Here is a 24,835-nt window from a genome sequence, read left to right on the forward strand (position 1 = left end):
TTTTTTATTAATTAAATAATTTTTTTAATTTGATCCGAAGCAATTTCGGATTCTTTTTGTTTTAAATCTTTTTTTTGACTTAAAAATTTTTCTTCAAGAAAAGTAGCTAAATTTTTAGCATTAGCTAAAATTCCTTGTTGTTCCGGAGTTTTTAAAAATTCGCTTTTGACATTTTGAATAAAGGTATTAATGTCACGGTGTAAATGGGTATAAAACTTAAATTTAATTTCAATTTCATAATATTTTTTACGAAGTTGATAAATAATTGAATAAATTTTACGAATTTTTTCAATGTTTTGAGTAATATAATCCATTCGTAAAACATCATCTTGTGAATAAAGCGTTAATTCTTCAACTACATCTGTTAAATTTAGTGGCACAAATTCTTTACTAAAACGATTTTTCTTAAATTGTAAATTTTTATCCCGTGATAAGTAAATTCAAAAACATAAGTAGTTAGCAAAAACTCCTTCTTTAGAAATTAATGTTTTATAAGGAATTAAGCAATTGTTAACATTTTTATTTTCATTAGCCATGATGATTTGCTGACGAGTTTTTAAAAAATATTCTGTATTATTAAAGTTTTGACTCAATTCTTTAATTCCAATTTTTGAAATATCTTTTTCAACAATTGTGTCAATAATGAAATTATTAAATTCTTCAACTTCAACATTTCCATTACCAAAAGCATAGCTTAGCACCGCTTCTTCCATGCCTTTTTCAAAAGCTCAAAACACAGTTTTTTCTAAATTGAATTTAGGTTTTAATTTTTGAAAAGATTTAAGTAAATTAGCACGTAAATTCTCTTGATAACTAGCATTAATTTCTAGGTTTAATAAAATTTCAGTTTTATAAACAAACTTTTTTCTAGAATTATAAAAACCTACGGTATAAGCCATAGGCAATAAATGTGATGGTAGATTATATTTTTCACGATTGTAAACAGCATTATAATAGGGCGCTGATATACATTCAAAATCAATAAAAAAATGAGTTTTTTTCTTATTAAAAAAGCTTGTCAAAAATGTCTTCTCCAGTCTTAATTGTTTCAACATCAAAATTTCTTGCAATAATATTTCCCACAGTTCCTAACCCATTAACAATTCCTAAATTTTTGTCTATGCCTACAAAAGCTTTTGAATAAATTGTTAAAGGTAATGCTTCCCTAGTGTGATTAAAGCCTGGAAATGTTGGATCATTACCATGATCTGAAGTAATAATTAATAAATCATCTTCTTTTAATGAATTAACTAATTTAGTTAATTTGATATCAAAGTTAGCAATATTTTGAGCATAACCTTCAACATCGCGACGGTGCCCATAACTACTATCAAATTCAACCAAGTTAACAAAAATTAATTGATTGTGAGTGTTTTCATTAGCAATTTCAATAGCAATGTCCATGTTTTCATTATCTGAGGCCGGAGGATAAACTTTAGTAATTCCTTGTGAGCTGAAAATGTCATTGATTTTTCCGATAGCAATTACTTCAATACCTTTTGCTTTTAAAGCATCTAATACAGTAGGATGTGGCGGTTTGTTCCCATAATCATGACGATTAAAAGTACGAGTTCAATTTCCATTTTCACCAACAAAAGGACGAGCAATAATTCGTGCTACATTTCATTCAGGGCGTGATGAAGCTATTTCTCGCGCCGCCTTAGAATAACGGTATAAATTATCAAGTCCCATGTAAGTTTCATGTCCGCAAATTTGTAATGTAGAATCAGCTGAGGTATAAATAATTACTTCATCATTATCAATTGATTGCTGACCCAATTCTTGTAAAATCACTGTTCCAGAAGCTTCGCGATTCCCGATTATTTTTTTACCATCAAAAGCTTTTTCTAGTTCTGTAACCATTTCTGGAGGAAAACCATTTTCAGTAAAATCAGGGCTAGGGACTTTTGTTTCCACTCCCATCATTTCCCAGTGTCCTGCTAATGTATCTTTAGCATTTGACATTTCATGTACTCTTGCTACATATCCTAGTGGTTGTGGGTGTTGTTTCTTTTTGTAATTAGCAATTTCTGCAATATGACCAATTCCTAATTTTTTTCAAGTTGGCATTTCAACATTAAATTTTTCTGTAACATGGAATAAAGTATTAGCGTTTTTATCTCCAAATTGATCCTGTTTATTATCAGAGCCAATTCCTAATGAATCTGTAACTATTAAAAAAATACGATTGAATTTTTTAGATGACATATCTTAGCTTTCTACAAATTAAAATTTTTAAATATAATTAAAATTAATTTTAATTATACCACTCTAGCTATTATTTTAATTTTTAAATAATTTGACAAAATAAAAAAATCATCGCTTTTTCTTGCGAAGATTTTCAGATTAAAAATTATTTTTCTGGTTTTGATTCTTCTTTTGAATTTGATGAATTATCTTCTTGCGCTTCTTCATCTTCTTCTTTTAATGATTCATCATTTTTAACTTTTTTCACTAGTTCTTCTAAGCTGTATTTTTTAGAAGCTTTAGCTTTTAATGATTCACGATTAAAGTTGCTTGGAATTGGTTTTAGATGTTTTGCTAAGTATTCAATTTCTTCATAAACAATAGTTTCTTTTTGTAATAATTCATCTTTAATTAATTCTAAAAGATTCATGTTTTCTTTAATTGTTTTACGCGCTAAGTCAAGCGCTTCATTTAATAATTTTTTAATTTCTTGGTCTACATTATTTGCAACTTCTTGTGAAAATACAGATTTTGAATCTCCAAATGGACTTGGATTTTTACTATCTTCAAATTGCACAGGTCCTAATGATGACATCCCAAATTCTGTGACCATTCTTCTTGCAATCTTGGTCGCTTTTTCAATGTCATTAGCTGCTCCAGTTGAAATTTCATCTTTTCCATAAATAATTTCTTCAGCAGCACGTCCACCCATGAAAGCGGCAATCATTGCTTTTAATTCTTTTTTGGTTGCATTGTATTTTTCTTCCTCAGGCAACATCAAGTTATATCCACCAGCATAACCACGAGGGATAATAGTAATTTTTTGCACACGGTTTGATCCTGGCACTTTTAATCCCACAACAGCATGTCCAGCTTCGTGATAAGCAACCATAGTTTTTTCAGCTTCAGTAATTACTCTATTTTTCTTAGCTGGCCCACTCTTTACCCTATCGATTGCTTCATCAATTTGAGCAGGTGTAATTTCTTTGGTATTTTCACGAACCGAAAGGATTGAAGCTTCATTAATTACATTTTCCAATTCAGCTCCAGAATATCCCGGAGTTCTTTTAGCAATATTAGCAAAATTGATTGCTGGATTTAATCTTTTCCCTTTTGAATGTAATTTTAAAATTTCTTCACGTTCTTTAATATCAGGTAAATTAACAGTAATGCTTCTGTCAAACCTCCCCGGTCTTTGTAGAGCGGGATCTAAAACATCTAATCTATTAGTTGCAGCAATAACTAATAATCCTGAGTTTTCTTCCATTCCGTCTAACTCAACTAACAATTGGTTTAATGTTTGTTCACGCTCATCGTGACCACCATTCATACCACTTCCACGTGTACGACCAACAGAATCTAACTCATCAATAAAGATAATTGCTTTTTCAGATTTACGTGCTTCTCTAAATAAATCACGCACTCTTTTAGCCCCCATCCCCACATACATTTCAACAAAATTAGATCCAGAAATAAAGTAGAAAGGCACCTTGGCTTCTCCGGCTGTAGCTTTTGCTAGTAATGTTTTACCAGTTCCTGGAGGACCACCTAATAGAACCCCTTTAGGGATTCTTGCTCCAGCAGCTGAATATTTCTTAGGATTTTTTAAATAATCCACAAGTTCCATAATCTCTTCTTTAACTTCAGCATTTCCAGCTACATCAGAAAATTTAACATTTGAAACAATTTTTTTAGCAGGATTCTTATCGCCAGGCCCAAAAAGCCCTCCGCCAAGACCGCCACCAGCTCCATTTTGTGATTTTCTTCTTAAAAATAGTGTAAATCCAACAAAAATAACGATAATAATTAAAGTAGGTAACAAGCTAAAAAGCAAGCTTCTTCATATGCTATTTCCTTGAATTCCTTTGTCAATCATAGACTTGGCAGCTTCTAAAGAACTAAGTTTTGAATTTAGCATTCCCCATGCCATGGCATCTGTACCAGTCATACTATTAACAAGTGTATCTTTTCCATTTAAACCTTTAATAGTTACATCTTTAAATGCTTGTAAACTTAAAAAATCATTTACCGATGTTATTTCTCTAAATTTATTAGGTATGAAATTAACATTGTATGACTGGGTTGTACCATTAACAACTTCTTCAACATTAATACTGAAAGAATTGGGATCCAAATTTAATGATTTAAAATAATTTTCATCAGTGACATCTTTCATATTTTCCTGCATACGATATAAAAACTCTGCAGAGGTTTTTTGAGTTACATTGCTTGGCGAAAACATGTAAATCAAAAAACCAATTATTCCAGCAATAATGATGGCAATAACTGCTCATTTAATAAGTGATTGATTCTTTTTATTCATTTTTTTCCTCATTTTGATTAATTTAGAATTGAAAAATTAATGAATTTAATAATATAGTCATAAATTTTTAAATATTTAATTTGTTTTTTTTATTATCAAATTTCCAGCTTGCTTGATCAGTGTATGGTGATCATTTAAAATATATTGTTTAGCATGAGTATTTGAATTAATAAATTGTTTAATATTATATAATTTTTTGCTATTAAGTTTTAATTTTTTTATGTTTTTATTAAGGAAAATGAAAAGAATTTGATCTTTTTTCTTAGATTTATTAAAATAATTAATTGCAAAATTTGTTGTTTCTCACTTTTGAAATTCCAGTTGAATTCAAAAGTTTTGGAAACTTTTTCCAATGTTGAGAAAGCGGATTTTTCAATATAAGTAAGTTTTAAAAAACTGTGATCTATAAGATAAATTTTTGCGAATTGCATTTCTGGTATAAATTGTTTCAAAATTTGAAATATCTATTCCATAGATGATTTTATCCTTAGCTAATTTTTGCAAAATTTGGTGCTTCCAATATTTATGTAACAATGGGCGGTAAATTTGCATTTCATAAAGTTTTTGATTTTGCTGCATAGCTCAAAACATAGGTTTGCGTTTTGTTTGCTTTTGGAGTAAGTAAGTCTCTATGTAATCGTCCTTATGATGTGCTGTTAATAAAACTTCACAATTTTGCGACTGATAAATTTGGTGAAAAAATTCATAGCGTAATTCTCTTGCTCAAGCCTGAAAATTTTTATGAATTTTCTTTTTAGGTGCAATTTTAATAAATAAGGGGATATTATGATTTTTGCAAAACTCTTTAATAAGTTCTGTTTCAGCATCTGCTTCAATTCGTTTTTGATAGTTCACATGAGCAACAACAATGTTTTTATCTTTGTAATAATTTAATAAAAACATTGAATCAGGACCACCACTAACTGCTAAAAGAATTTTTTTTGTACTTTTCATTGTATTCATTCATAATTTTATTAATATCTTTAGTTAAAAATGCAATTCCAGCTGCAGCTGCTGCCACAATTATTTGGTCAATAATTTTTTGATCACTAGTTGAAAATTTGGTTAAAACATGAGCTGCTAATGGTTTATTTGCTGAACGACCAATTCCAATTTTTAAGCGCGGAATTGCTTCTGTGCCTAATTGATTAATAATGGATTTTAAACCATTTTGGCCACCTGATGAACCTTTTAATTTAATTACTGATTGACCAACATTGTGATCAACATCATCGCTAATTATTAAAATATTTTCTGGCTTAATTTTATAAAACTTAACAAGTGCATTAACAAAAAAACCGGAATTATTCATATAGGTCAACGGCTTTGCTAGAATAAAATTTTGATCTTTATAAAAGATACCATTAAAATCTTTTTTATTTAGATCTAAATTTAAAATTCTTGCAATTTGATCAACAACTAAAAAACCAACATTGTGTTTGGTTTTTTGATATTCAGGGCCAGGGTTTCCTAGGCCGACAATTAATTTTATATTTTGCATTTGTATATAAATTGTACTAAGTTTTAAAATAAAGTCATTTGATTTGTTTCTTCAAGTTGATCTAAAATTTTTAACTCTTTCATTTTCTTAATCAAAGTACTGTTTAATGTGGTGCGCTCTGTTAAATCTTCAATTGATAAAAAAGGGCCATCTTTTAATGCTTCCATAATTGAAATAGCTTGAGCTTCACCTAAACCATCAATAGCTGTATAAGGGGGGATTAAGCTATTATTTTCGTGATTAATTATTCAGTTTTTTGCATCTGATTTATTCAGCTGAATATTTTCAATTTTAAAACCACGCGCAAACATTTCTTGCGCAATTGAAAAAATAGGAATTAATGTTTTTTCTTTTGTTGTTAGTGTTTCTTTTTTGTTTCATGATTTTTCACGTTTATTTAAGTCAACTAATTTTCGATCAACTACATCTTTGCCGCCCAATAAAGTTTCAATATCACAAACATCCGCTCTTACAGAAAAATAAGTTGAATAATAAGCAAGGGGATGATAAAGTTTGTAGTAAGCAATTCTTCAAGCCATAATTACATATGCAGTTGCATGAGCTTTGGGAAACATATATTTAATTTTCTTCATTGAATTAATATATCAATCATGAATTCCATTTTCTACTAGAATTTTTTCCTGTTCTGGAGTTACGGAATTCCCTTTTCTTACCCGCTCCATGATGTCAAATGAATGTCTTGGATCAATTTTTTTATTAATTAAATAAATCATAATATCATCACGACAACAAATGACATCTTTTAACTTCAGTTTTTTTTCTGTAATTAACTTATCAGCATTATTCAGTCATACATCAGTTCCGTGTGATAGACCAGCAATTGAAACTAAATCAGCAAACGTTGTTGGTTTGGCAGCTTTCAAAATTTGACGTACAAACTTTGTTCCAAATTCTGGCAAACCTTGAGCCCCAGTGGTTTCACCACCAATTTCTTCTGGACTAATTCCTAAAGCTTCTGTTGAATTAAATAATGAAATTATTTTAGGGTCACTCATTGGAATTTCACTACTTTTCACTCCAGTTAATTCTTGTAACATCCGAATCGCAGTGGGATCAACATGACCTAAAATATCCAATTTTAAAACATTATCATGCAAAGTTTTAAAATCAAAGTGTGTTGTTTTTCAATTGGAATTAATATCATTAGCAGGGTAATTAATTGGAGTAAAATCTTCAACATCAAATTCTTTAGGAATAATAATTATTCCTCCAGGATGTTGTCCTGAAGTGCGTTTAACTCCTTCTAATTTTAATGATAAATATTCAATAAAAGAATTAGAAAATTCTTTTCCGGTTTCTTCTTGATAAGATTTGATATAACCATAAACGGTTTTTAAAGCATTTGTAGAAATTGTTCCCGCTCTAAAAGTATGATTAGTTCCAAATAAATTACGTACTTCCTGGTGAATTACTGGTTGGTATTCACCAGTAAAGTTTAAATCGATATCAGGTACCTTATCAGCTTCAAAACCTAAGAAAGTTTCAAACGGAATTGATTGTCCATCTTTATATAGATCAACATCTATACAGCGTGGGCATTTTTTATCAGGTAAATCAAAACCCGAAGAATATTCGCTATCTTCAAAAAATTCTGAAAACTTGCATTGCTTACAAATGTAATGCGGCACAAGAGGGTTAACTTCTGTTATTTCAATTAATGTGGCCACTAGGGAGGAACCAACCGATCCACGCGAACCAACTGGATAGCCATTAGAAACTGATTTGTGAACTAATTTGTGAGAAATTCAATAAACAACATCAAAACCATATTTTAAAATTGGTTCAAGTTCCCTTTTTAAACGTTTTTCAACAATTTCAGGTAGCTGTTCACCATACATTTGGTGTGCTTTTTCTAAAACTAATTGGGGTAATTTTTTTTCTGAATCATCAAATTTTGGGGCATATAAATCTTTTTTAACAACTTCAATTTTATCTTCAATCATGTCAGCAATTTTATTAGTATTACCAACAACAATTTCTCAAATTAAATCATGATCTTGCAAGAAATTAAATTGTTCTAACATTTCTTCAGTTGTTAAATAATATTGCAATGGATATACAGGGTTGGGATTATCATATTTATATAAATAATGACGCACTCCACCCACTCCTTTGGAGTGAATATAAATTTCATGAAATTTAGCTTCTTTTTTATTTAAATAACGGGCATCAGAAACTGCAACTACTAATTTATTTTGACGTTTAGCTTCTAAAATTAAATCTTTAATTGCTTCTTTAATTGCTTCTTTATCTCATCCTCGATGAAAGTAATGTAAAAAATCATGCAAAGGTGGAATTTCAATATAATCATAATACTTAATTTCATTGTATAAATCTTGTTTGGAACTAAACAACATTTTATCAATTACTCTTGATTTTAAAGTTGAGGATCCAATTAATAAATTTTCACTTTGAGGTAAACTATCAATAAATAATCTAGGGCCACCATAAAAATTATCCGTTGATGCTAGTGAAATTAATTTAAATAATTCTTTTAATCCCGCTTTATTTTTAGCGATAATACTAATTTCACGTGGAAATTGTTTTGCTAAAAGGGCTGGTGTTTTTTGATTAGCTAAATCCATAATGTTGAAAATTTTTTGAGCTTCTAATTTATCTAAAAAATTAATTCACACATTTGCCAAAACATGAGCATCATAATCAGCTCGGTGAGCAACTGTTGAATCATAAACAATTTCTAAACGAGCTGCTAAATTTTCAAGTCTAAATTTATTTTGTTTAGGGTATAAAAATCTTGCTACATTTAGAGTGTCAATTGCAGGAATATCTAATTTTTTTAAATTAAAAAAATCTACTTTTTCATTAACAAAATTTACATCAAATGCTGCATTATGGGCAACTGGAATTCCTTGTTTTAAAATTTCATAAATTTTTTGAATTCCTTCTTCTTGAGAAATTGCATTCTCAACCATGGCATTTGTAATTCCAGTTAATTTTGTAATTTCTTCAGGAATTGCTTTTGTTGGTTTTACAAAAAACTGAATTTGTTGAACAATTTTTTTATTTTCAATAATTGTTGCACCAAACTCAATAATTTCATTGAAACGAGGTGATAGACCTGTTGTTTCTAAGTCAAAAACAATATATTTAGATGTTGCTAGATCAACATGTTTGGGATTAATAACTATATTAGAACTATTATCAATTAAAGAAAAAGAAGCTCCATAAATTGGCTTAACACTTGACTTACTAGTTGCTTTAAAAAAATCAGGGAAAGATTGTAAGGAGTCGGTATCTAAAATTGCTATAGCTTTATGACCTAGCCGTTCAGCAAGTTGGACATATTCACTAGCAGTAGCAATTCCATCCATCGCACTCATTGTAGTTCTTACAGAAAGTTCAACTCGTTTTGTACTTGCATTATCGCTTCTTTGTTGGTTCACGTTATCTAAAAGCAAAATGCTTTTAGCAAAAATAGACCTTTCTTTTGAAAAATCATCATAATGTAAGTCGCCACTAACAGAAATTCATATACCTTTTTTATACTCGCTGTAATCTTGTAATTTATTAGCATCGGCCATCATTTTAACTTTAATTGCATTTGAACCATCAGAGATTGACAGCACAATAACAATTTTTTGACTTTTAGTAACAAATTCCTCTCGTTTAAAAATTTCACCTTCAATAGCTACTTGAGTATCAAAAGAAGTAAAACATTCATCAATTGTATGTACTACATAATTATTTTTCTTTCAATTATTTAAATATTTTTTGTCACCCATTTGATTATTATTTGCTTTTGCTGCATTATTTTCTGCTTCTAGACTTTCTGAAAGTTTTTCCATTTGCAATTGGCGCTTGCGTTCTTCTTTTTCGTATTGTTGAAAATTAAACACAAATTTCAATTTAATTTTATCTAAACCAAAATCTATAAAAGCTTGTTGGATATCTCCAAATTTTGATTCAATGCTTTCTCAAACAGCTCGATTTCAAGTTGAAAATACATATGTGTTTTCTTGATCTAATTCAATATCAAAAATTTCTCAAGGGACTGAAAAATCAAAAATTCTATTTTTAATAATTAGAAAAATTAAATATTCACGAATTAAATTGTATTCACAAAGTTGATATTTAAAATGATAACGAATTTTAAAACGAAAAGGTGATAACTTATTTTTTTCTTCAAAAGTCAAAACATCTTTAATATGCGGTAATTTAAAAAAAGAAATTTCTAAATTATAGTTGGGATCACCTTCTAGTGGTCTTAATGTTGCTTTTTCCCAATCTGCAGGAATCATAAATTTAATATTTTCACAAAAGTTTAACAAAAGTTTGTCCATGTGTTTTATTATAAATTATTTAATTATTTTTTTAATTTTTCATTGAGTTAAAAAAATATTTTTATTTTTAAAAGTAAACAAAGTAAGTTGGTTTATAATAATTACCGACATGACAGAATTGATCGATACATTTGCATGAATAGGGTTACTATTTTTAACTATTCAATCAGTGCCACAATTAATTAACTTATTCACTAAAAAGGATCAACGTTATAGTTCTCACGCTTTTTTTCCTTTCATCTTGATTGCTGCAGGGACATCCTTCGGAGTTTTTTATGGTATATTATTAAAAACTAAGTATACTCATATTGAAATTGCCAATTTATTATCTTTAGCAATTGCTTTACTAACTATCTTCATGTATTTAAAAAGCAATCAAAATAAAAATTTATGATTGTTTGGCGGCTTGTTTACTAGCTGAGTTGCATTGTGGATTATTATTATCGGAGTTTTCTTTGGGCTAAACATTTATTGAAGTAATGATGTAATCATTGGAATTGCACTATTCTTCACACTATTTCTAAATACAATTGCTTTTTTACCATTTGTATGGCAAGCGATCAAAGCAAAGGACTTTCGAGACTTTTCTTTCTTTGTGTTACTAAACAGTTTTTTGTTTAATTTATCATGATCACTAAATTGATTATTAGGAAAAGTTTATGAGCACCAAGGGATTATAGCTGCGCCAGCATATGTATTTTGAATTATTATTATTTTTCAAATTGCAGGTACAATTATTTATGCTGGCCTATTAACGCTAAAAGTGATATATAGCAAAAAACAAGCTGCTACCAAATTACAAACTAACCAATAATGAGGGTTAGTTTTTTTATGCTTTATAAATAAATTAAAAAAACTAGTTAATTTTATTATTAACTAGTTTAAGTTTATTTCTACAATTTTCAAAAGAAAACCGACGAACACAACACTTCTTGATGTGGCTGCTTCATTTCTGACCTGACCAAGTTACAAGGTTATTATTTCATCGGCATTATTATTTTACACTATTTTTTATTTGAAGAAAATTTTTTAATTTGATTTTACTTAGCTAGTTAAAATTTTCAATAAAAGATCAAGTAAAATTATCATAGTAGTAATTTTGGGAATATTCTAACAATTTTTTATTTTGAGCATAAGTAAATGAAGTTAATAAAATCCCATGAGACTTTTTATTAACCGCAAACAACAAAATATCTTCAGAAAAATCAACAACTTCAATCGTTTTAATAGCATGATCAATTTGCAATCCCGCTTCATCAAAAGCGGCATACAATGATTTTTTACTAAGCTCTAAATTTAATTGTTGAAAAATTTGTTGTTCAACATGTTGGCGTGTATAAATAAAAGGTTTGTTTTCAAAATAACGAATCTTAATAATTTCATATCAATGATTTGTTTTAAAGTGTGGATTAAAATCAGTATGTTCAACAACTTTAATAAATACATTCGAAGCTTTATTACCATACTGATCAGAAAAAGAATTTAAAACATTAAAATAATTTAAATTGCAAAAATAGCCTTTACCTTTCACTGAATAAATGATATTTTTAGAAACTAATTTTTGTAAAGCATTCCGAATTGTTTGGCGTGAAAAAGCAAATTTATTCATTAAAAAATTTTCTGAAGGCAAAACATTGTTTTTATAATATTCTTCCTTCATTAAGCTTTTTATATAATCACAAACAATTTGCTCTTTAGTTGTCATGCTGTCCCTTAAAATTTTTTAGATCATTTTCCATTTTCAAAAATTTTTGTTTTTCTTGCTGTTTTTTTAACAAAAAATTCTTAAAATCATTAGCAAATATGTAATAAAAGCCTGCAATTAATAGTCCTGCAATAAAGACAAAAACTAAGGGAATAATAATTCATAAAAATCATGTATGCTGTAAATCAGTCACAGCAACAACAATTAACCCAATTATTAAAACCAAAATTTCGATTAGAACAAAAATAATTAGCAACTTATTTTTAAATGTTAATCTTATTTTTTTCATATAAAATCAAAAGCATCAACTTCTTGTAATGTAGGAATGCTTTCTGCTCCACCTTTTTTAGTTGTAACTAAAGCCGCAGCAACGTTTGCACGTTTAATTAAGTTTGTAATTGTATTAATTTCTAAATTTTTTCAATCAAGTTCTAATTGCAAAATTTGAGCAATTACAAAACCAAAAAATGTATCTCCCGCTCCAGTTGAATCAACTTGTTTAACTTTAATACTTTTAATAATTTTAGCATTTTTAGGCGTAATTGCTAAAACACCTTTTGCTCCTAAAGTTATTAAAGTTAGTTGTGGTCCTAACTGTTGAAAAAATTTAATTTGTTGTTTTTGCGGCGCATTGATTAATAATGCAGCTTCTTCTTGTGATAATTTTAAAAGATTGGCATGCTTAGCAAATTTTAAAGTTTTTTCAATTCAATCACTTAATTGATTTCGATAAAGTGATTCACGATAATTGGGATCAAAACAAATTATTTTTTGATTTGCAAGTGCATCTTGTAAATATTGCTCATAAGTTTTTAATAGCTCTTGTCCTAAAAAAGCTGTTGCCGAAGATAAAACGAGACAATCATATTTAAGTTTTTTATATTTTAAAGCTGCATCCGCTCCTCGTTGAAATTGAAAAGTTCTTTCACCATCATTATGGAGGGTCACTTTAGCAATTGTGGTAGGTTGATTTACTGTTTCCAAATGCAATTGACTTAATTTGTATTTCTTAAAATAAGTTTTTATTGTTTGAGCTTCAACATCATTGCCAATAGTTCCTAAAAAATAAGTTTTTAGCTCTCATTTGTTAATTGCTGCAGCAACATTTAATGGTGCTCCTCCCACTTTATCTAATGTAGTTTGACTTTCATTATAACGATCGATCAAAGCTTCACCCGGCAAAATCATTGTTTTATTTGTTTTTCAGTTCATTTTAAGTTGTAATAACTGTTGACCTAAAAGTTTTAAATTTACAAATTTTAATTTTAATTTGCCATTGATTCAATATTTTGTTGTAAAAACATCTGCTCCATTATTAAAATAAATTTCAAGAATGGAATTATCTAAATATAGCTCAAAATTTGTAATTGTAATTTTTCTTATTCAAACTTCACGATTTGGCAAACTAGTTTGCAAACTCATTGCTGATCGATTAATTTCTAAAACACCATTAGCATAATTAAAACTAATTCGCTCATTTTTATCATTGTAAAAAACTAAACTAAAATTTTTACCAATATTAGCAGCTTGAAGTTTAAATAAACGTTTATTAAAAATAAAATTTTGTGGGATCAATTTAGCATTTTGTTTTTTAAATTGCCCAGCATTTAAAACTGGCTTTTGATAAATAGCGTGATCTTTCACTTGAATTTCTCTTACAAGAGAAAGGTTATGAGCTCAATTTTGATCTAATGTGGGTCAAGCATCATCATCAGGAATCCCAACTCATCCCAAAAGTTTATTAGTTTGACTAAAAAATTGTGGAGCATAAAAATCAAAACCAATATCAATAAAATTTAATTTTTGGTTTTTAAAAATTAAATTTGTTCAATCCATTTTTCCCACTAAAGCAATAGCTTGATCACGATTTTGATTTTTAAGACCAAAATAATTTTTACCCTGAGTTGAAAAAATTAGTATATCGTTGCCATCGATTTGAACAAAATCAGGACACTCATACATAAAAGCTTTTTCGGGATCAAAATTTTTGATTGTAATTTCCCCTAACAATGTAAAATCACGATCCGGATATTGAGAACTATAAACAACTAACGTAGGGGTTAAATCAAGTTTTTGAGCTCCGTGAATTAAATAGTACTGATTATTCAAATAAAGTGGCTTGGGATCACGAAAATTACGTGTGTATTTTGTTTGATCTACTTCAAACAAAATTTGCTTATTTGTTACTTGGTTTTTAATTAGTTGGGCAGATAATGTAAAAGATGTGGCAATTTGATCTTTAGATGAATTCGCTTTAACATTGCCGGTTCAATAAACAAAAGCTGATTGATTATTTGTAAATGCCCCACCCGAGTAGACACCATCAATGTCTTGAGCGGTATCTGGAGCAATAGCTAATTTTAAATTTGTAAAATGATAAAAATCTGGAGTAATGTAATGACCTCAATGTTTCGTACTATGCTGGGCAATAAAAGGATTTCATTGATAAAAAATGTGATAGTTTTTACCATCAAAAAATAAGCCATTGGGATCATTTAGTAAACCACCAAAAGGTGATAGATGTAAATGATTATAAAAATTACTTTGTTGCATTAACAAAAAATTTTTATAAATTTGATCTTGATTTTGTTTAATATTTAGCTTGGAAAATTGAGCATTATTTTTTCAAAAATTTATTTTAGCTGCTTGCTGTTGTTTTCATTTTTTTAAATGCATGATATTTTTAGGCTATTGCAACGTAACCGCTGCTTGGCTTTGATTTTGAGCAATAAAATCAGCTAATTGTTTTTTGAATGCAAACTTCCCTAGAACAAATGTAAAAATTCCAGAAAATACAGTGGATATTACAGCTCCAATGGCAATTTTAGCAACTGGGGCTAAATTTGGTAATAAATCACTTGCACCGGTTTTTGTTAAATATGCTTGATAATTTTCGCTTACAAAATAATCAAATTGTACTGCAATTCCTAATCATGAAGCTGAACCTTGAGAATTGGCAACGGTGTGTGTCATCCCCAATCAAAATCCAGCCACCCCTGAAGCTAATGAAGCTGCAAGTAATCCAAAACGACTTGGTAAATTAACACCAAATAGAATTGGTTCAGTGATTCCTAAATTAGCTGAAATTCCTCCAGAAACCGCTTTAGAAATTGCTACAGGGGATTTTTTAAATAATAGGATAATCATGAATAATCCAACCATTCCTTGAGCTATATTTGATACAGTTGCAATTGGAGTAATTCAAGTAAATGAGTGACCATAATCCGCTCTAGTTTGTGTTAATAACTGGGTTTCAATTGGTAAAATTCCTTGATGTAGGCCAGTCAAAACCATAAATGGGTAAACAAGCCCAATAATTAATCCACCTAACCCAAAGAAAGATCAGTTTGTGTAAGTGTAAAGAGCATTAATTGCAATTCCAATTCCAATTCCGATATATCTTCCTAGTGGTCCTACAAATAAAAATCCTAAGAATGTTGCTCCAATAACTGTAAAAAATGGCACAACAATAATTGCCAAAAATTCTGGAGTAATTCTTTTTAATAATCTTTCAATTCAGTATCCCAAAGCCACAATTAATAAAACAGGAAATACTTGAGCTTGGTATCCAATTAAGTCAAATCTAAAAAAAGCTGGTGCTGAAGGGAATAATGAATAGGTATGTGTTTGTCCAATTTTCGCTCCTTCTTTTAATGCTGTACCAATTGGTAAAGATTCAAATACTGTCCCTGAAGATCAACCATTAATTAGCCCTGGGAAAATCATAATGATTCCAATCGCTAATCCTAAAATTGGATTTCCGCCATATTTTTTCATAGCTGTATAACCTACAAAAGCTGGAAGTGATCCTAAAATTGCACCACCAATTAATTCAAAAAATCAAGCTAAATTAATTAGATCTTGACTTTTACCTTCATAAGAAGTTTTATTGATTGTATTAAATAATGAATTTAATGCAAGCGATAATCCCCCCGCAATAAAAATCGGAATTAGGGGAATAAAAATTTCTGCAAATGAACGTAATGCTTTTCTTAAAATAAGAAATATATTTGAGTGTCATTTAATTTGATAATTTCATAGTGGCGCTTTTGCTGGTTTAGCATCAATTGCTTGATTTAAATTTAAATTATTTAAAAATTTGGCAAAATTATCATGAACTTTGTTAACAGTTCCAGCTCCAAAAATAATTTGTACTTCTTCATCAGTAATATTGTGTCCTTTAGCCAAAGGCACAACATTCAATAATTGTTTATTTATTTTAGTTTTGTCATGTAAAACAACACGCAAGCGAGTTGCGCAGTGATAAATCGATTTAATATTTGCTTTACCACCTAAGCTAGCAATAACTTTTTCTGAAACATCATTTCAATCAAAATTGTTATTTTTTAATTTTGAAAACATGTGCTTTTCCTTTCTAAAATCTCAATGAGTAAAAAAATTATAGCAACTCAATTTTTTTATTTTTTACTTGTAATAACAAGTTTTTTAAAAATTGCAATAAAAAAAATAAGTTATATTTCAAAAAATAAAAAAACCTTCAAAAATTTTGAAGGGTAAGTTATATTAAAAATTTAGCTTTTAGTTTAATTTTATAAATAAGTTATTAAATTTTTTAATTGCTACTAAAAGTTTTTCAAAAAATATTTTTGAATTTTCAGCATCATAAAAATTATTAACATTAAATGGAATAACAAATTTATAAAATGGTTTAACAAAATTTCTTTGATCTCAAATTAATATTGGCCATTTGATTGAACTTGTAATAATAACATTGTCATTAAAAGCTCATTCTTGAAAGTTAGGATTATTACCTATTATTTGATGAATATTAAAACCAGTTTTTAAAAAACTAGGAAAAACATCTTGAATTGTATTTAATGTTTCAGTTGTTGAAAGTTTTGATTTTTCTTCATCTAGTTCTTTTTTATAATTTTCTTGTATTTTTTGATTTTTTTTAGGTAATTCTTTTACATCGATGAAGTCTTCACTTACTTTAAAAAATTTTAAATAGTTAAATTCTTTATCTTCTCAAAAATGATACTTTTCATAATTATTAAAATTTGGATTAAGAGTGTTAAAAATTTTAAAATCAATTGTTGTAATGCTTTTTAATAAATCATAAAAATTACCAAATTTATCGGAAATTTCTTTTTCAATTATCTTATTTTTATGAGAATTATTTAAAAATCAATTTTCTTTAAATCTAACATTTTTCATTAGTGAGACAATTATGTAATTTTTTAAAATATCCATAACTGTAATTTCTTTAAAATTATTTTTTGTTAACACTTCATTGAGCTGGGTTTCAAAATCTATTTCATTGTAATAATTATGAATTGAATCCACTGTATCTTTTAATCAATAATTAATAATTGGTCATCCAAAAATTTCTTTAATGAATTCACCAACAGCATCTTGGAATAAGGATGTTTTTACATTATAACCATAAATAACTTCACAATAATCTGATATTCTAAAGAAAAATTCAGCTTTGCCATCTACAGGTTTATTTTTAACTAAAATTAAAGTTTGTTTTTTAAATTCTCGTTTCGGAAAATAAAACAAAGGATATTTTAAAAATGGTTGTCTTCTTTTATTAATTAAAAAGTCAAGTTTAGAGCTATCATAACCAAAATATTCATTTTTTAAAATGTAAAGATCATAATCTTTATCTACAGCTTTAAGAGTCTTATATTCTCGAAAAAACATAATAGATGGGTCATCAATATATTTATCATTCTTGTTTTGAAAATCTAATTCATGATTGGTGTCAAGGCAAATTTCTTCACGATCAGGTTCATAACAAAAAATGTCTGTTATTTGATCAAATGTTAATTTATTCATATCAAAACCATCATCATAAAATGAGCCATCAATATGATAAATGTCATTAAAATTCACTTTTCCTAACTTTGTTTTTTTCAATTTATATTTTTTTAAATTTTGGGTTACTTCTTCAAAACTTTTAGCACTAATCATTTTAATACTCCTTTTTTAAAAAATAAATTAAAAAAATTTAAAAATATTTAATTTTTAAATTTTTTTGCAATTTTTTTGTCATTAAAAACAGGATCTCCATATAAAATATGAGAAAGTTTTCTTAATTTTCATTCATCAGAAGATGTTTTTATTCCTTTTTGTACATGTATATGTTTAAATTGAATTGCATTTCTGCCATCATAATCCTCTTCTAAAGGTGCTCATAATTCATTGTTTTCATTTACATATTTCCCATTTAAAATAAGATTTCCTAATTCCTCATTTAAAATATATGAAACAGAGTTAGCTAATATGTAAGCATTTGAATGTTTTTTTGTATATACATCAAATGTATTTTTTCAAAATGCAAAATTGAATTTAGTCATAGTGTGATATAAATAATCTTCTATACCTAAAATTGAAAATGTGTCAAATTTAGGTTGTAAAAATTTATCTAGCGATTTTCCTTTAGTATCATATGCAGAAGGTGATGAATAAACTACAACTATTGCTTCAAAAAGATTAATTGGATAATCAAAAAAATCAAGTATGCTTTTTGCTTTTCCTTTTGGAAATACAGATAAATAATACCTATCTTCATTTGTAGATTTTAATCTACTTTTAACCTTTTCTTTAGTAACTGAATAAACATTTTCTAATGAGCTAGTTAAAGCAACATGTTTTAATTTAAATTTAGTTTTTGTTTCTTCTAAGTTTTTTAAAAAATTATCAGCTTCTCCCTTTAAAAGTTCTTCTAAAGATTTAGATTCTTTTTCACTTTCTTTGGCCGCAGGGTTTAAATATGAATTGTGTGCTGAAAAAAATCCTATACCTGATTCACCAGCAAAATCAACAATAGCAGGAATGGAACTTAGTGTCGCTGCTCCCGCCCCTGCTACAAGCGCAGCTTTAAGCGCTGATTGTGCAGTTATATTGCTGATAGCTCCTATTGCAGCTCTTCCACCAATGCCGTAAAAAACACCTCCAAGAAAATCAAGTAATCCATCTAAAAATTGTCCTTTTTTATTAGATAATATTTTTTCAATTAGATCACTAAAATAAAAAATATTTTTTTCGTATTCTATTTTGTAATCGCCCTCAGACTTAATTCAGTTAAATTTTAAAAAACCTTTTTTAAAATTATTTTTATCTATTTCTACTAAAAAATTAACTGTACCTTTTTCATCGTTTATTTCTAAAAAATATCTTCTATTAGATTTACTTTTTCTTTTTTCTTCAAAATAAAAATACGAGTTATCTTCACTCAAGTATATGTTAGTAAAATTTTCCATTGTAAAATCTAAAAAATCTTGATTACTATATTTAGTAGAATTTAATTTTCTATAGTTATTTTCATTTTTTCCTTCTTTTTTAATCACTTTTTCACTTTTTATTTTTGGCGAAAAAGAAACCGTTGAAAATAAGGTTAATGTCCCAAAAAAAGACAAACTTAAAAATTTATATATTTTTTTAATTTTTTTATTCATTATTTTAACTCCTTTTTAATTATTTAATTTTTTTTAAATTATAAAGGAAATTTAAAAAATATTAGATATATTTGACTTTAATAACTTTTCTAAAAACATATATAATTTTTATTATGAAAAATAAAAAGATTAAAAAAATTATTAGATTCAGCATTCTTGGTTTACCAATAATAATTACACCTTTATTGATTTCTTGCTCAAAAATTGAAGAAAATAATTTGCAAAATTATTTCGAAAATGTTGTAGAAATTAAAATAACAAAAAATAATCAAGATTTAAGTTTTGCAACAGGAACTATTTATCAAAATAAAATAATTTCCAACCATCATATATTGCCTAGAAATTCTGAAAATAAAAATATTGAATATTGATATAGAAAATTTGATTCAAATGATTTTATAAAAATGAATTATATTAAATCATCAAAAGAAAAAGATTTAGCTTTATTTGAATCTAAAGATTTAAATAAAGGATTTGAAATTAATAAAAATTACATTTTAGGAGAAAAAGTATATACAATTGGTAATTCATTAAACATGGGACTAGCTATATCAGAAGGAATAATTTCAACTGTTAATTACTTTGATGAAAATAAATATATTAGAGTTTATGGTCAAATAGAGGAAGGCAATAGTGGAGGACCATTATTTAATAAATACGGCCAAATAATTGGTATTGTTTCTTTTAAAAATAAAATAAATTTATCAGAAACTGTTAATTCTTTTTATTTCGTAATACCTTTTAATGATGTTTTAAATTTTTTAAATAATTAAAAAAATAAGGTTATTTTTATAATTGAATTAATAGGGGAATAAAAACAAAAAAATAGCTATAAATTTATCTAAACAATACAAAATATCGCAATCACGAAAAATATTAATTAAATTGAATAATGATCTCCATTGAATTTAGAGATCATTAAAATATAAAGTTTAATTTTTATGTTAAACACATTTTTTTATTAAATTTTGATTAAGGCTTCAACAGGGGCGTTTAATTTTTCACGCCCTTTTAGATCTTCCAATTCCATTAAAACAATAATTTTTTCAACAATTGCATTTTGGGATTCCACTAATTTAATAATGGCGTCTAATGTTCCTCCGGTTGCTAAAACATCATCAATGATAATAGCTTTTTGACCAGGTTTAATCATTCCTTTTTGAACTTCTAAAATATTTGAACCATATTCTAAATCATATTCAAATGCAATTACTTCTCCCGGTAATTTATTTGGTTTACGCACCATAATAAATGGTTTTCCTAATTGCGCCGCAGTGGGAGTTCCAAATAAAAATCCCCTAGCATCAGGACCAATAATAATATCAGCATCTTTTGCTAATTCAGCCATTTTATTAATAGTATATTGTAAAGCTTTACCATCAGCTAATAAAGGTGAAATGTCTTTAAATAAAATTCCTTTTTTAGGAAAGTCTTGGACATCACGAATGTATTTAATTAATTTCATATTGTAAAAGTATATATTTTTTAACTTTAAATTTTTCAAAAAAGTTAAAAAAATTATTAAGAAAAACACGGTTACCCGTGTTTATAAAACATTTTTTAAAATTAAGCAGCTATTTCTTGTTTAACAACAACATGAACAATATCTTCGTCTTCTTCATCTGTTCCAGCAATTTCGTCAAAATCTTTAACTAAATCACGTTTTTCAAATTTTTTCACTAACAAGTAATTTAGGGCTGGTAGTGCTACAAAAAGTAAAATATACACAAGCGCCACAACTAGTCCTTGCCAGTTTTTTAAAGCAGGATCTGAATCGAAAAATACACCTCATGAAATTGTTGAATCTAAATTGGTAAAAGAATCTTTTATTAACAAGATTAATCAAGCAATTGGTGTTCCAACTAATCCAATTACAGCCACAAATCCAAAACTGTAAACCAAAATGTCATTTAGTCCTTTGCGTAATTGGCTGTAACGTTTTTGTTTTACAACTTCTGGGTGTTTGTATCTCTTGAATAAGTACAACCCAATTGTAATTCCATGTAAGAAGAAAGTGAATAACGTTGGGAAGTTTGAAGCTCCATCAACTAATCTATCCCCCCCCAAGGCTAAAGCAGGTACAGAAATTACTAATGATCAAAAGGCAAGAATTGCTGTAAATAAAATTGCATCAACTACTAATGGTGAAAATTTAGAAGTTAAACGCCCCATTCCAAATAATAATTTTAATTCTTTTTGTCTTGATAATTCAGCTACTGCCGCAGCTGAGAATCCATTAATAACTCCAAAAGCAGAAATTGTAATGAATAATCACACAAAAATAGCAATTCCTTTTTGTGCTTCTTTAGGTAATGAATCATTCATTAAACTTTGGATTGTTCCTTGATTATGTAAAATTGATGAAACAGCTACTAATGTATATAAAACAACAACTGATAACATTCCAACAATAATGATCAAAGGAATATTTTTACTTGATTTCTTAACTTTTTTTCCTAAAACGGCAACGTTTAAGAAAGCATCATAAGCAAATAAAACAGCAGGAAGAGCAGCAATTAATTTTGTAAATCCTGCAGCTCCTGAACCCACTACATCAAAAGCATCTTTTCCACTTTTTTCAGGATTTTCTAAATTTACTACATTATGTGTACCAGCATATGCTAGCCCTACAATGATTGCAACTAAAATTGGTGCAAATTTTAAAACTGTAGTTACTGATTGTAATCATCCACTAGCTTTAATACTTACATAATTTAATACTAAGAATAAAACTGATAATACAAGACCTACAATTACATTAACATAAAATGGTACTGCAGTAGTCGATCCCGAAATAATTACAATTGTAGTAATTAATGATTCAGAAACAAAGATTCCTAAAACTACCAGTAAGATTCCAAAATAGAAGTAAGCTCATACAAAAGAAGTGAAGTACCCATATGTTTTGCCTCCAACTTTGTGAGCTCAGTTTCCAACACCAGATAATTTGGTATTTTTAAAAAAACCTAATTCAGAAAATAATAATGCCGCAGCGGCCGCAATTACTCCCCCAACAATTCAAGAGAATAACCACACCAGCCCTTCCCCATCAGTTGCTTTGGCAATCGAAGCATTTTTAAAAAAAATTCCGATACCAACAACTGAACCCAACAACATTGTTAGGGCAACAAAGAAACCAATTTTTTTTGTCGAACTTTGTGACATTGAATGTGATTCTCCTTTCTAAAATAATATTTACACAAAATCTTAATTAAACAAAAAATACTCTTATTAGGGATTTTTGTCTATCCGTTCATAAGAGTATTTTGGCAATAACAATTATTAAAAAACTTACTAATTGAAACTTATAATATTACCCTTTTGAACGCTTTTTTCCTCAAATTGTATAGAAAAAAATAAAAGCAAAGTCAATAGCCTTTTTGACAATAATCATCATATAAGTAAGATTTTTATGCAAAGTCATGCCTTTCCTTTCATTTCAAAAGTTGTTTAATTGCATAAAATTATACTTAAAATTAAAAAAATAAGTGATTTTTAGCAATCTTTTTAAAATAAATTGTTTTTTTATGTAAAAAATAAATTAAAAAAGTTTTTTATTTAAAATAATTAAAATGTTTTATTATCTAATCTCTGACAAAGACATCTTAATAATTTTATAATTATTAGGCTATTTTTTAGAATAATTAGAATTTAGCAGCAAAGCATATTTGGTTAATATTTTTAACTAAATCGTATTTTATGTAATTAGCTCCAATTACATATATTTGTGCAGAATTTAAAATATGAAAATAAAATACATTATTGGCTTTTTTCACACTTAAAATACATTGCAAAATATTAACTAAATTTTCAATTACTTCTTCAAAACATTTAGCATTAACATTTTGCTAACCTTTTAGATTGCAAATGTTTTTTATTATTTTTTGGTTTATCAAATTTTTAAATTGTAAATATGCAAAAGCTTGATAAATAAAAAATAGATTTTACAAAAAGTAAAATCTATTTGAAAATATTTTTATTATTTATTTAGTTCAATTAATTTGTCAACAACTTTACGGTTTAAAATTGGAATTTGTAAGTTTTGTTTTGGCAACATCGCTTCTAAATCTTCAACTTTTGGAATGTTGTAAATTTTTGCTAGTTTTGTATATTCTTCTTTGTAATCTTCCTCAGTAGCTTCTAAGTTTTCTTTTTTAGCAACATCAGCAAAAATTAATGAAGTTTTTAAATTCTTTACTGCTTCCATTTCAACTTGTTCAGCAATTTGGTCTTCTGAAAGTCCAGTTAATTCTAAATATTCTTTTCTGCTAAATCCTTGCTCTTTTAATGAACCTTCAAAAGTTGTATTAACTTTTTGCATTTCTTTTAGTAGTAATGATTTTGGGAAAACTAACTCAGTTTCTTTCATGATATTTTCAAACAATTTTTGTCTAAATTTTTCACGTTCAGCTTCAGTTCTTTCTCTTTCTGTTAAATCTTTTAAATAAGTATTTAGTTCTGCAAGAGTTTTTACATTAGGAATTGACAATGAAGTAATAAACTCATCATTTAACTCAGGTAAATCATAATCTTTAATATCTTTAATTTTTACTTTAAATATTGCAGGTTTCCCAGCATAATCTTTCATGTGATAGTTTTCAGGGAAAGTTACATTAATTTCACCTTCAAAACCTTTTTCTTTTCCAATTAGAGCATCTTCAAAACCTGGGATAAAGTGTCCTGAACCAATTTTTAATTCAAAATCTTCGGCCGTTCCACCTTCAAATGGTTGTCCATCAATAAACCCTTCAAAATCAAAGATAATTGTATTATACATTTTAACTGGCCCATCAACAGAAACCTGTACTGCATGTTGTTTTAACATTTTGGCAGTTTGTTCTTTAACATCTTCTTCAGTAACTGTTGGTTCTTCAAATTTAATACCTGTATCTTTATAACCTTTTAAATCAATTTCAGGGAAAACCGGATAAATAACAACAAGCTCTAATTCATCTGCTGTAATTTTGTTAATAGTGTAACTTGGTTGATCTAAAACAATATCATCTTTTGTTACTTCTTTAGCAGCAGCTTCAGCTACTTCAGGCAATAATTTATTAACAGCCTTTTCTAAAACTTCAGCTTGAGAAACTCTCGCTTCCGCTTGAGCTGCGGGAGCTTTCCCTTTTCTAAATCCAGGAACTACAACATTTTTTAATAATGTTTTTTTTGTTTTTGCTTGTTGTTCTTTTCAAACGTTTGAATCAACTTCAACATAAACTTTTAATTCGGATGTTTTTTTATCAACTTCACGACGTAATTTCATTTTTCTCCTTAATAGTTTAATTTTGAAATTTTTACTCACTTATTTTCAAAAAAATAGTAGTAAATTAAGTTAATACATTATAAATTATTTTTAAAAAATTCTTTTAT

At 27.6% G+C, this 24,835-nt stretch carries 17 protein-coding genes and 1 other RNA gene; 2 read left to right on the forward strand and 16 right to left on the reverse strand.

The window, feature by feature from the left end; translation table 4 throughout:
• Nucleotides 1–11: 11 nt before the first annotated feature.
• From ACW95P_RS00425 to ACW95P_RS00450, 6 genes are all read right to left on the reverse strand, one after another.
• On the reverse strand, nt 12–1,022 hold the full coding sequence (locus tag ACW95P_RS00425) for a hypothetical protein (RefSeq protein WP_457961251.1): 1,011 nt from the start codon (nt 1,020–1,022) through the stop codon (nt 12–14).
• Nucleotides 1,006–2,208, reverse strand: a complete 1,203-nt coding sequence (locus ACW95P_RS00430) for a phosphopentomutase (RefSeq protein ID WP_457961252.1) — start codon at nt 2,206–2,208, stop codon at nt 1,006–1,008. The genes ACW95P_RS00425 and ACW95P_RS00430 overlap by 17 nt, the downstream gene beginning before the upstream one ends.
• Nucleotides 2,209–2,353: 145 nt before the next feature.
• Nucleotides 2,354–4,510, reverse strand: a complete 2,157-nt coding sequence (ftsH, locus tag ACW95P_RS00435; RefSeq protein ID WP_457961253.1) for an ATP-dependent zinc metalloprotease FtsH — start codon at nt 4,508–4,510, stop codon at nt 2,354–2,356.
• A gap of 75 nt (nt 4,511–4,585) precedes the next feature.
• Nucleotides 4,586–5,464, reverse strand: coding sequence for a tRNA lysidine(34) synthetase TilS (gene tilS / locus ACW95P_RS00440; protein ID WP_457961254.1), 879 nt, complete (start codon nt 5,462–5,464; stop codon nt 4,586–4,588).
• Nucleotides 5,430–6,011, reverse strand: a complete 582-nt coding sequence (pth, locus tag ACW95P_RS00445) for an aminoacyl-tRNA hydrolase (RefSeq protein ID WP_457961255.1) — start codon at nt 6,009–6,011, stop codon at nt 5,430–5,432. The genes tilS and pth overlap by 35 nt, the downstream gene beginning before the upstream one ends.
• A gap of 23 nt (nt 6,012–6,034) precedes the next feature.
• Nucleotides 6,035–10,333, reverse strand: coding sequence for a PolC-type DNA polymerase III (locus tag ACW95P_RS00450; RefSeq protein ID WP_457961256.1), 4,299 nt, complete (start codon nt 10,331–10,333; stop codon nt 6,035–6,037).
• A gap of 109 nt (nt 10,334–10,442) precedes the next feature.
• On the opposite strand from ACW95P_RS00450, the gene ACW95P_RS00455 reads away from it, so the two are divergent.
• Nucleotides 10,443–11,147, forward strand: a complete 705-nt coding sequence (locus tag ACW95P_RS00455; protein WP_457961257.1) for a hypothetical protein — start codon at nt 10,443–10,445, stop codon at nt 11,145–11,147.
• 93 nt (nt 11,148–11,240) lie between these two features.
• Here the strand turns inward: ACW95P_RS00455 and ffs are convergent.
• The 7 genes from ffs to ACW95P_RS00490 all read right to left on the reverse strand — a co-directional run bounded on the left by ffs (nt 11,241) and on the right by ACW95P_RS00490 (nt 19,465).
• Nucleotides 11,241–11,325, reverse strand: an RNA gene (ffs, locus tag ACW95P_RS00460) — signal recognition particle sRNA small type.
• Nucleotides 11,326–11,381: 56 nt separating this feature from the next.
• Nucleotides 11,382–12,038 carry a GntR family transcriptional regulator gene (locus tag ACW95P_RS00465; protein ID WP_457961258.1) on the reverse strand — a complete coding sequence of 219 codons (657 nt, stop codon included), beginning with the start codon at nt 12,036–12,038 and terminating at the stop codon, nt 11,382–11,384.
• The gene (locus ACW95P_RS00470; RefSeq protein ID WP_457961259.1) at nt 12,028–12,264 is read right to left on the reverse strand and encodes a hypothetical protein; all 237 of its coding nucleotides are present in this window, start codon (nt 12,262–12,264) and stop codon (nt 12,028–12,030) included. Before ACW95P_RS00470 ends, ACW95P_RS00465 begins: the two co-directional genes overlap by 11 nt.
• A gap of 50 nt (nt 12,265–12,314) precedes the next feature.
• Entirely contained in the window at nt 12,315–14,714 is a 2,400-nt protein-coding gene (locus ACW95P_RS00475; protein WP_457961260.1) for a PfkB family carbohydrate kinase, read from the reverse strand.
• Nucleotides 14,715–14,726: 12 nt separating this feature from the next.
• On the reverse strand, nt 14,727–16,400 hold the full coding sequence (locus tag ACW95P_RS00480) for a PTS transporter subunit EIIC (protein ID WP_457961261.1): 1,674 nt from the start codon (nt 16,398–16,400) through the stop codon (nt 14,727–14,729).
• A 177-nt stretch (nt 16,401–16,577) separates the two neighbouring features.
• Nucleotides 16,578–17,978, reverse strand: coding sequence for a hypothetical protein (locus ACW95P_RS00485; RefSeq protein WP_457961262.1), 1,401 nt, complete (start codon nt 17,976–17,978; stop codon nt 16,578–16,580).
• A 47-nt stretch (nt 17,979–18,025) separates the two neighbouring features.
• Nucleotides 18,026–19,465 (reverse strand): hypothetical protein, encoded by a 1,440-nt coding sequence (locus ACW95P_RS00490; protein WP_457961263.1) that lies wholly within the window; start codon nt 19,463–19,465, stop codon nt 18,026–18,028.
• A 113-nt stretch (nt 19,466–19,578) separates the two neighbouring features.
• Here ACW95P_RS00490 and ACW95P_RS00495 point away from each other — a divergent pair, with 113 nt between their 5' ends.
• Entirely contained in the window at nt 19,579–20,238 is a 660-nt protein-coding gene (locus tag ACW95P_RS00495) for a S1 family peptidase (protein ID WP_457961264.1), read from the forward strand.
• A gap of 188 nt (nt 20,239–20,426) precedes the next feature.
• On the opposite strand, the gene ACW95P_RS00500 is transcribed toward ACW95P_RS00495, so the two are convergent.
• From ACW95P_RS00500 to tig, 3 genes are all read right to left on the reverse strand, one after another.
• A complete protein-coding gene (locus ACW95P_RS00500) occupies nt 20,427–20,930 on the reverse strand; it encodes an adenine phosphoribosyltransferase (RefSeq protein WP_457961265.1) in 504 nt (167 codons plus the stop codon).
• 101 nt (nt 20,931–21,031) lie between these two features.
• Nucleotides 21,032–22,630 carry an APC family permease gene (locus tag ACW95P_RS00505; RefSeq protein ID WP_457961266.1) on the reverse strand — a complete coding sequence of 533 codons (1,599 nt, stop codon included), beginning with the start codon at nt 22,628–22,630 and terminating at the stop codon, nt 21,032–21,034.
• A gap of 814 nt (nt 22,631–23,444) precedes the next feature.
• Nucleotides 23,445–24,728, reverse strand: coding sequence for a trigger factor (tig, locus tag ACW95P_RS00510; protein ID WP_457961267.1), 1,284 nt, complete (start codon nt 24,726–24,728; stop codon nt 23,445–23,447).
• Nucleotides 24,729–24,835 lie beyond the last annotated feature (107 nt).

It is taken from the genome of Mycoplasma pogonae (genome assembly GCF_054170725.1).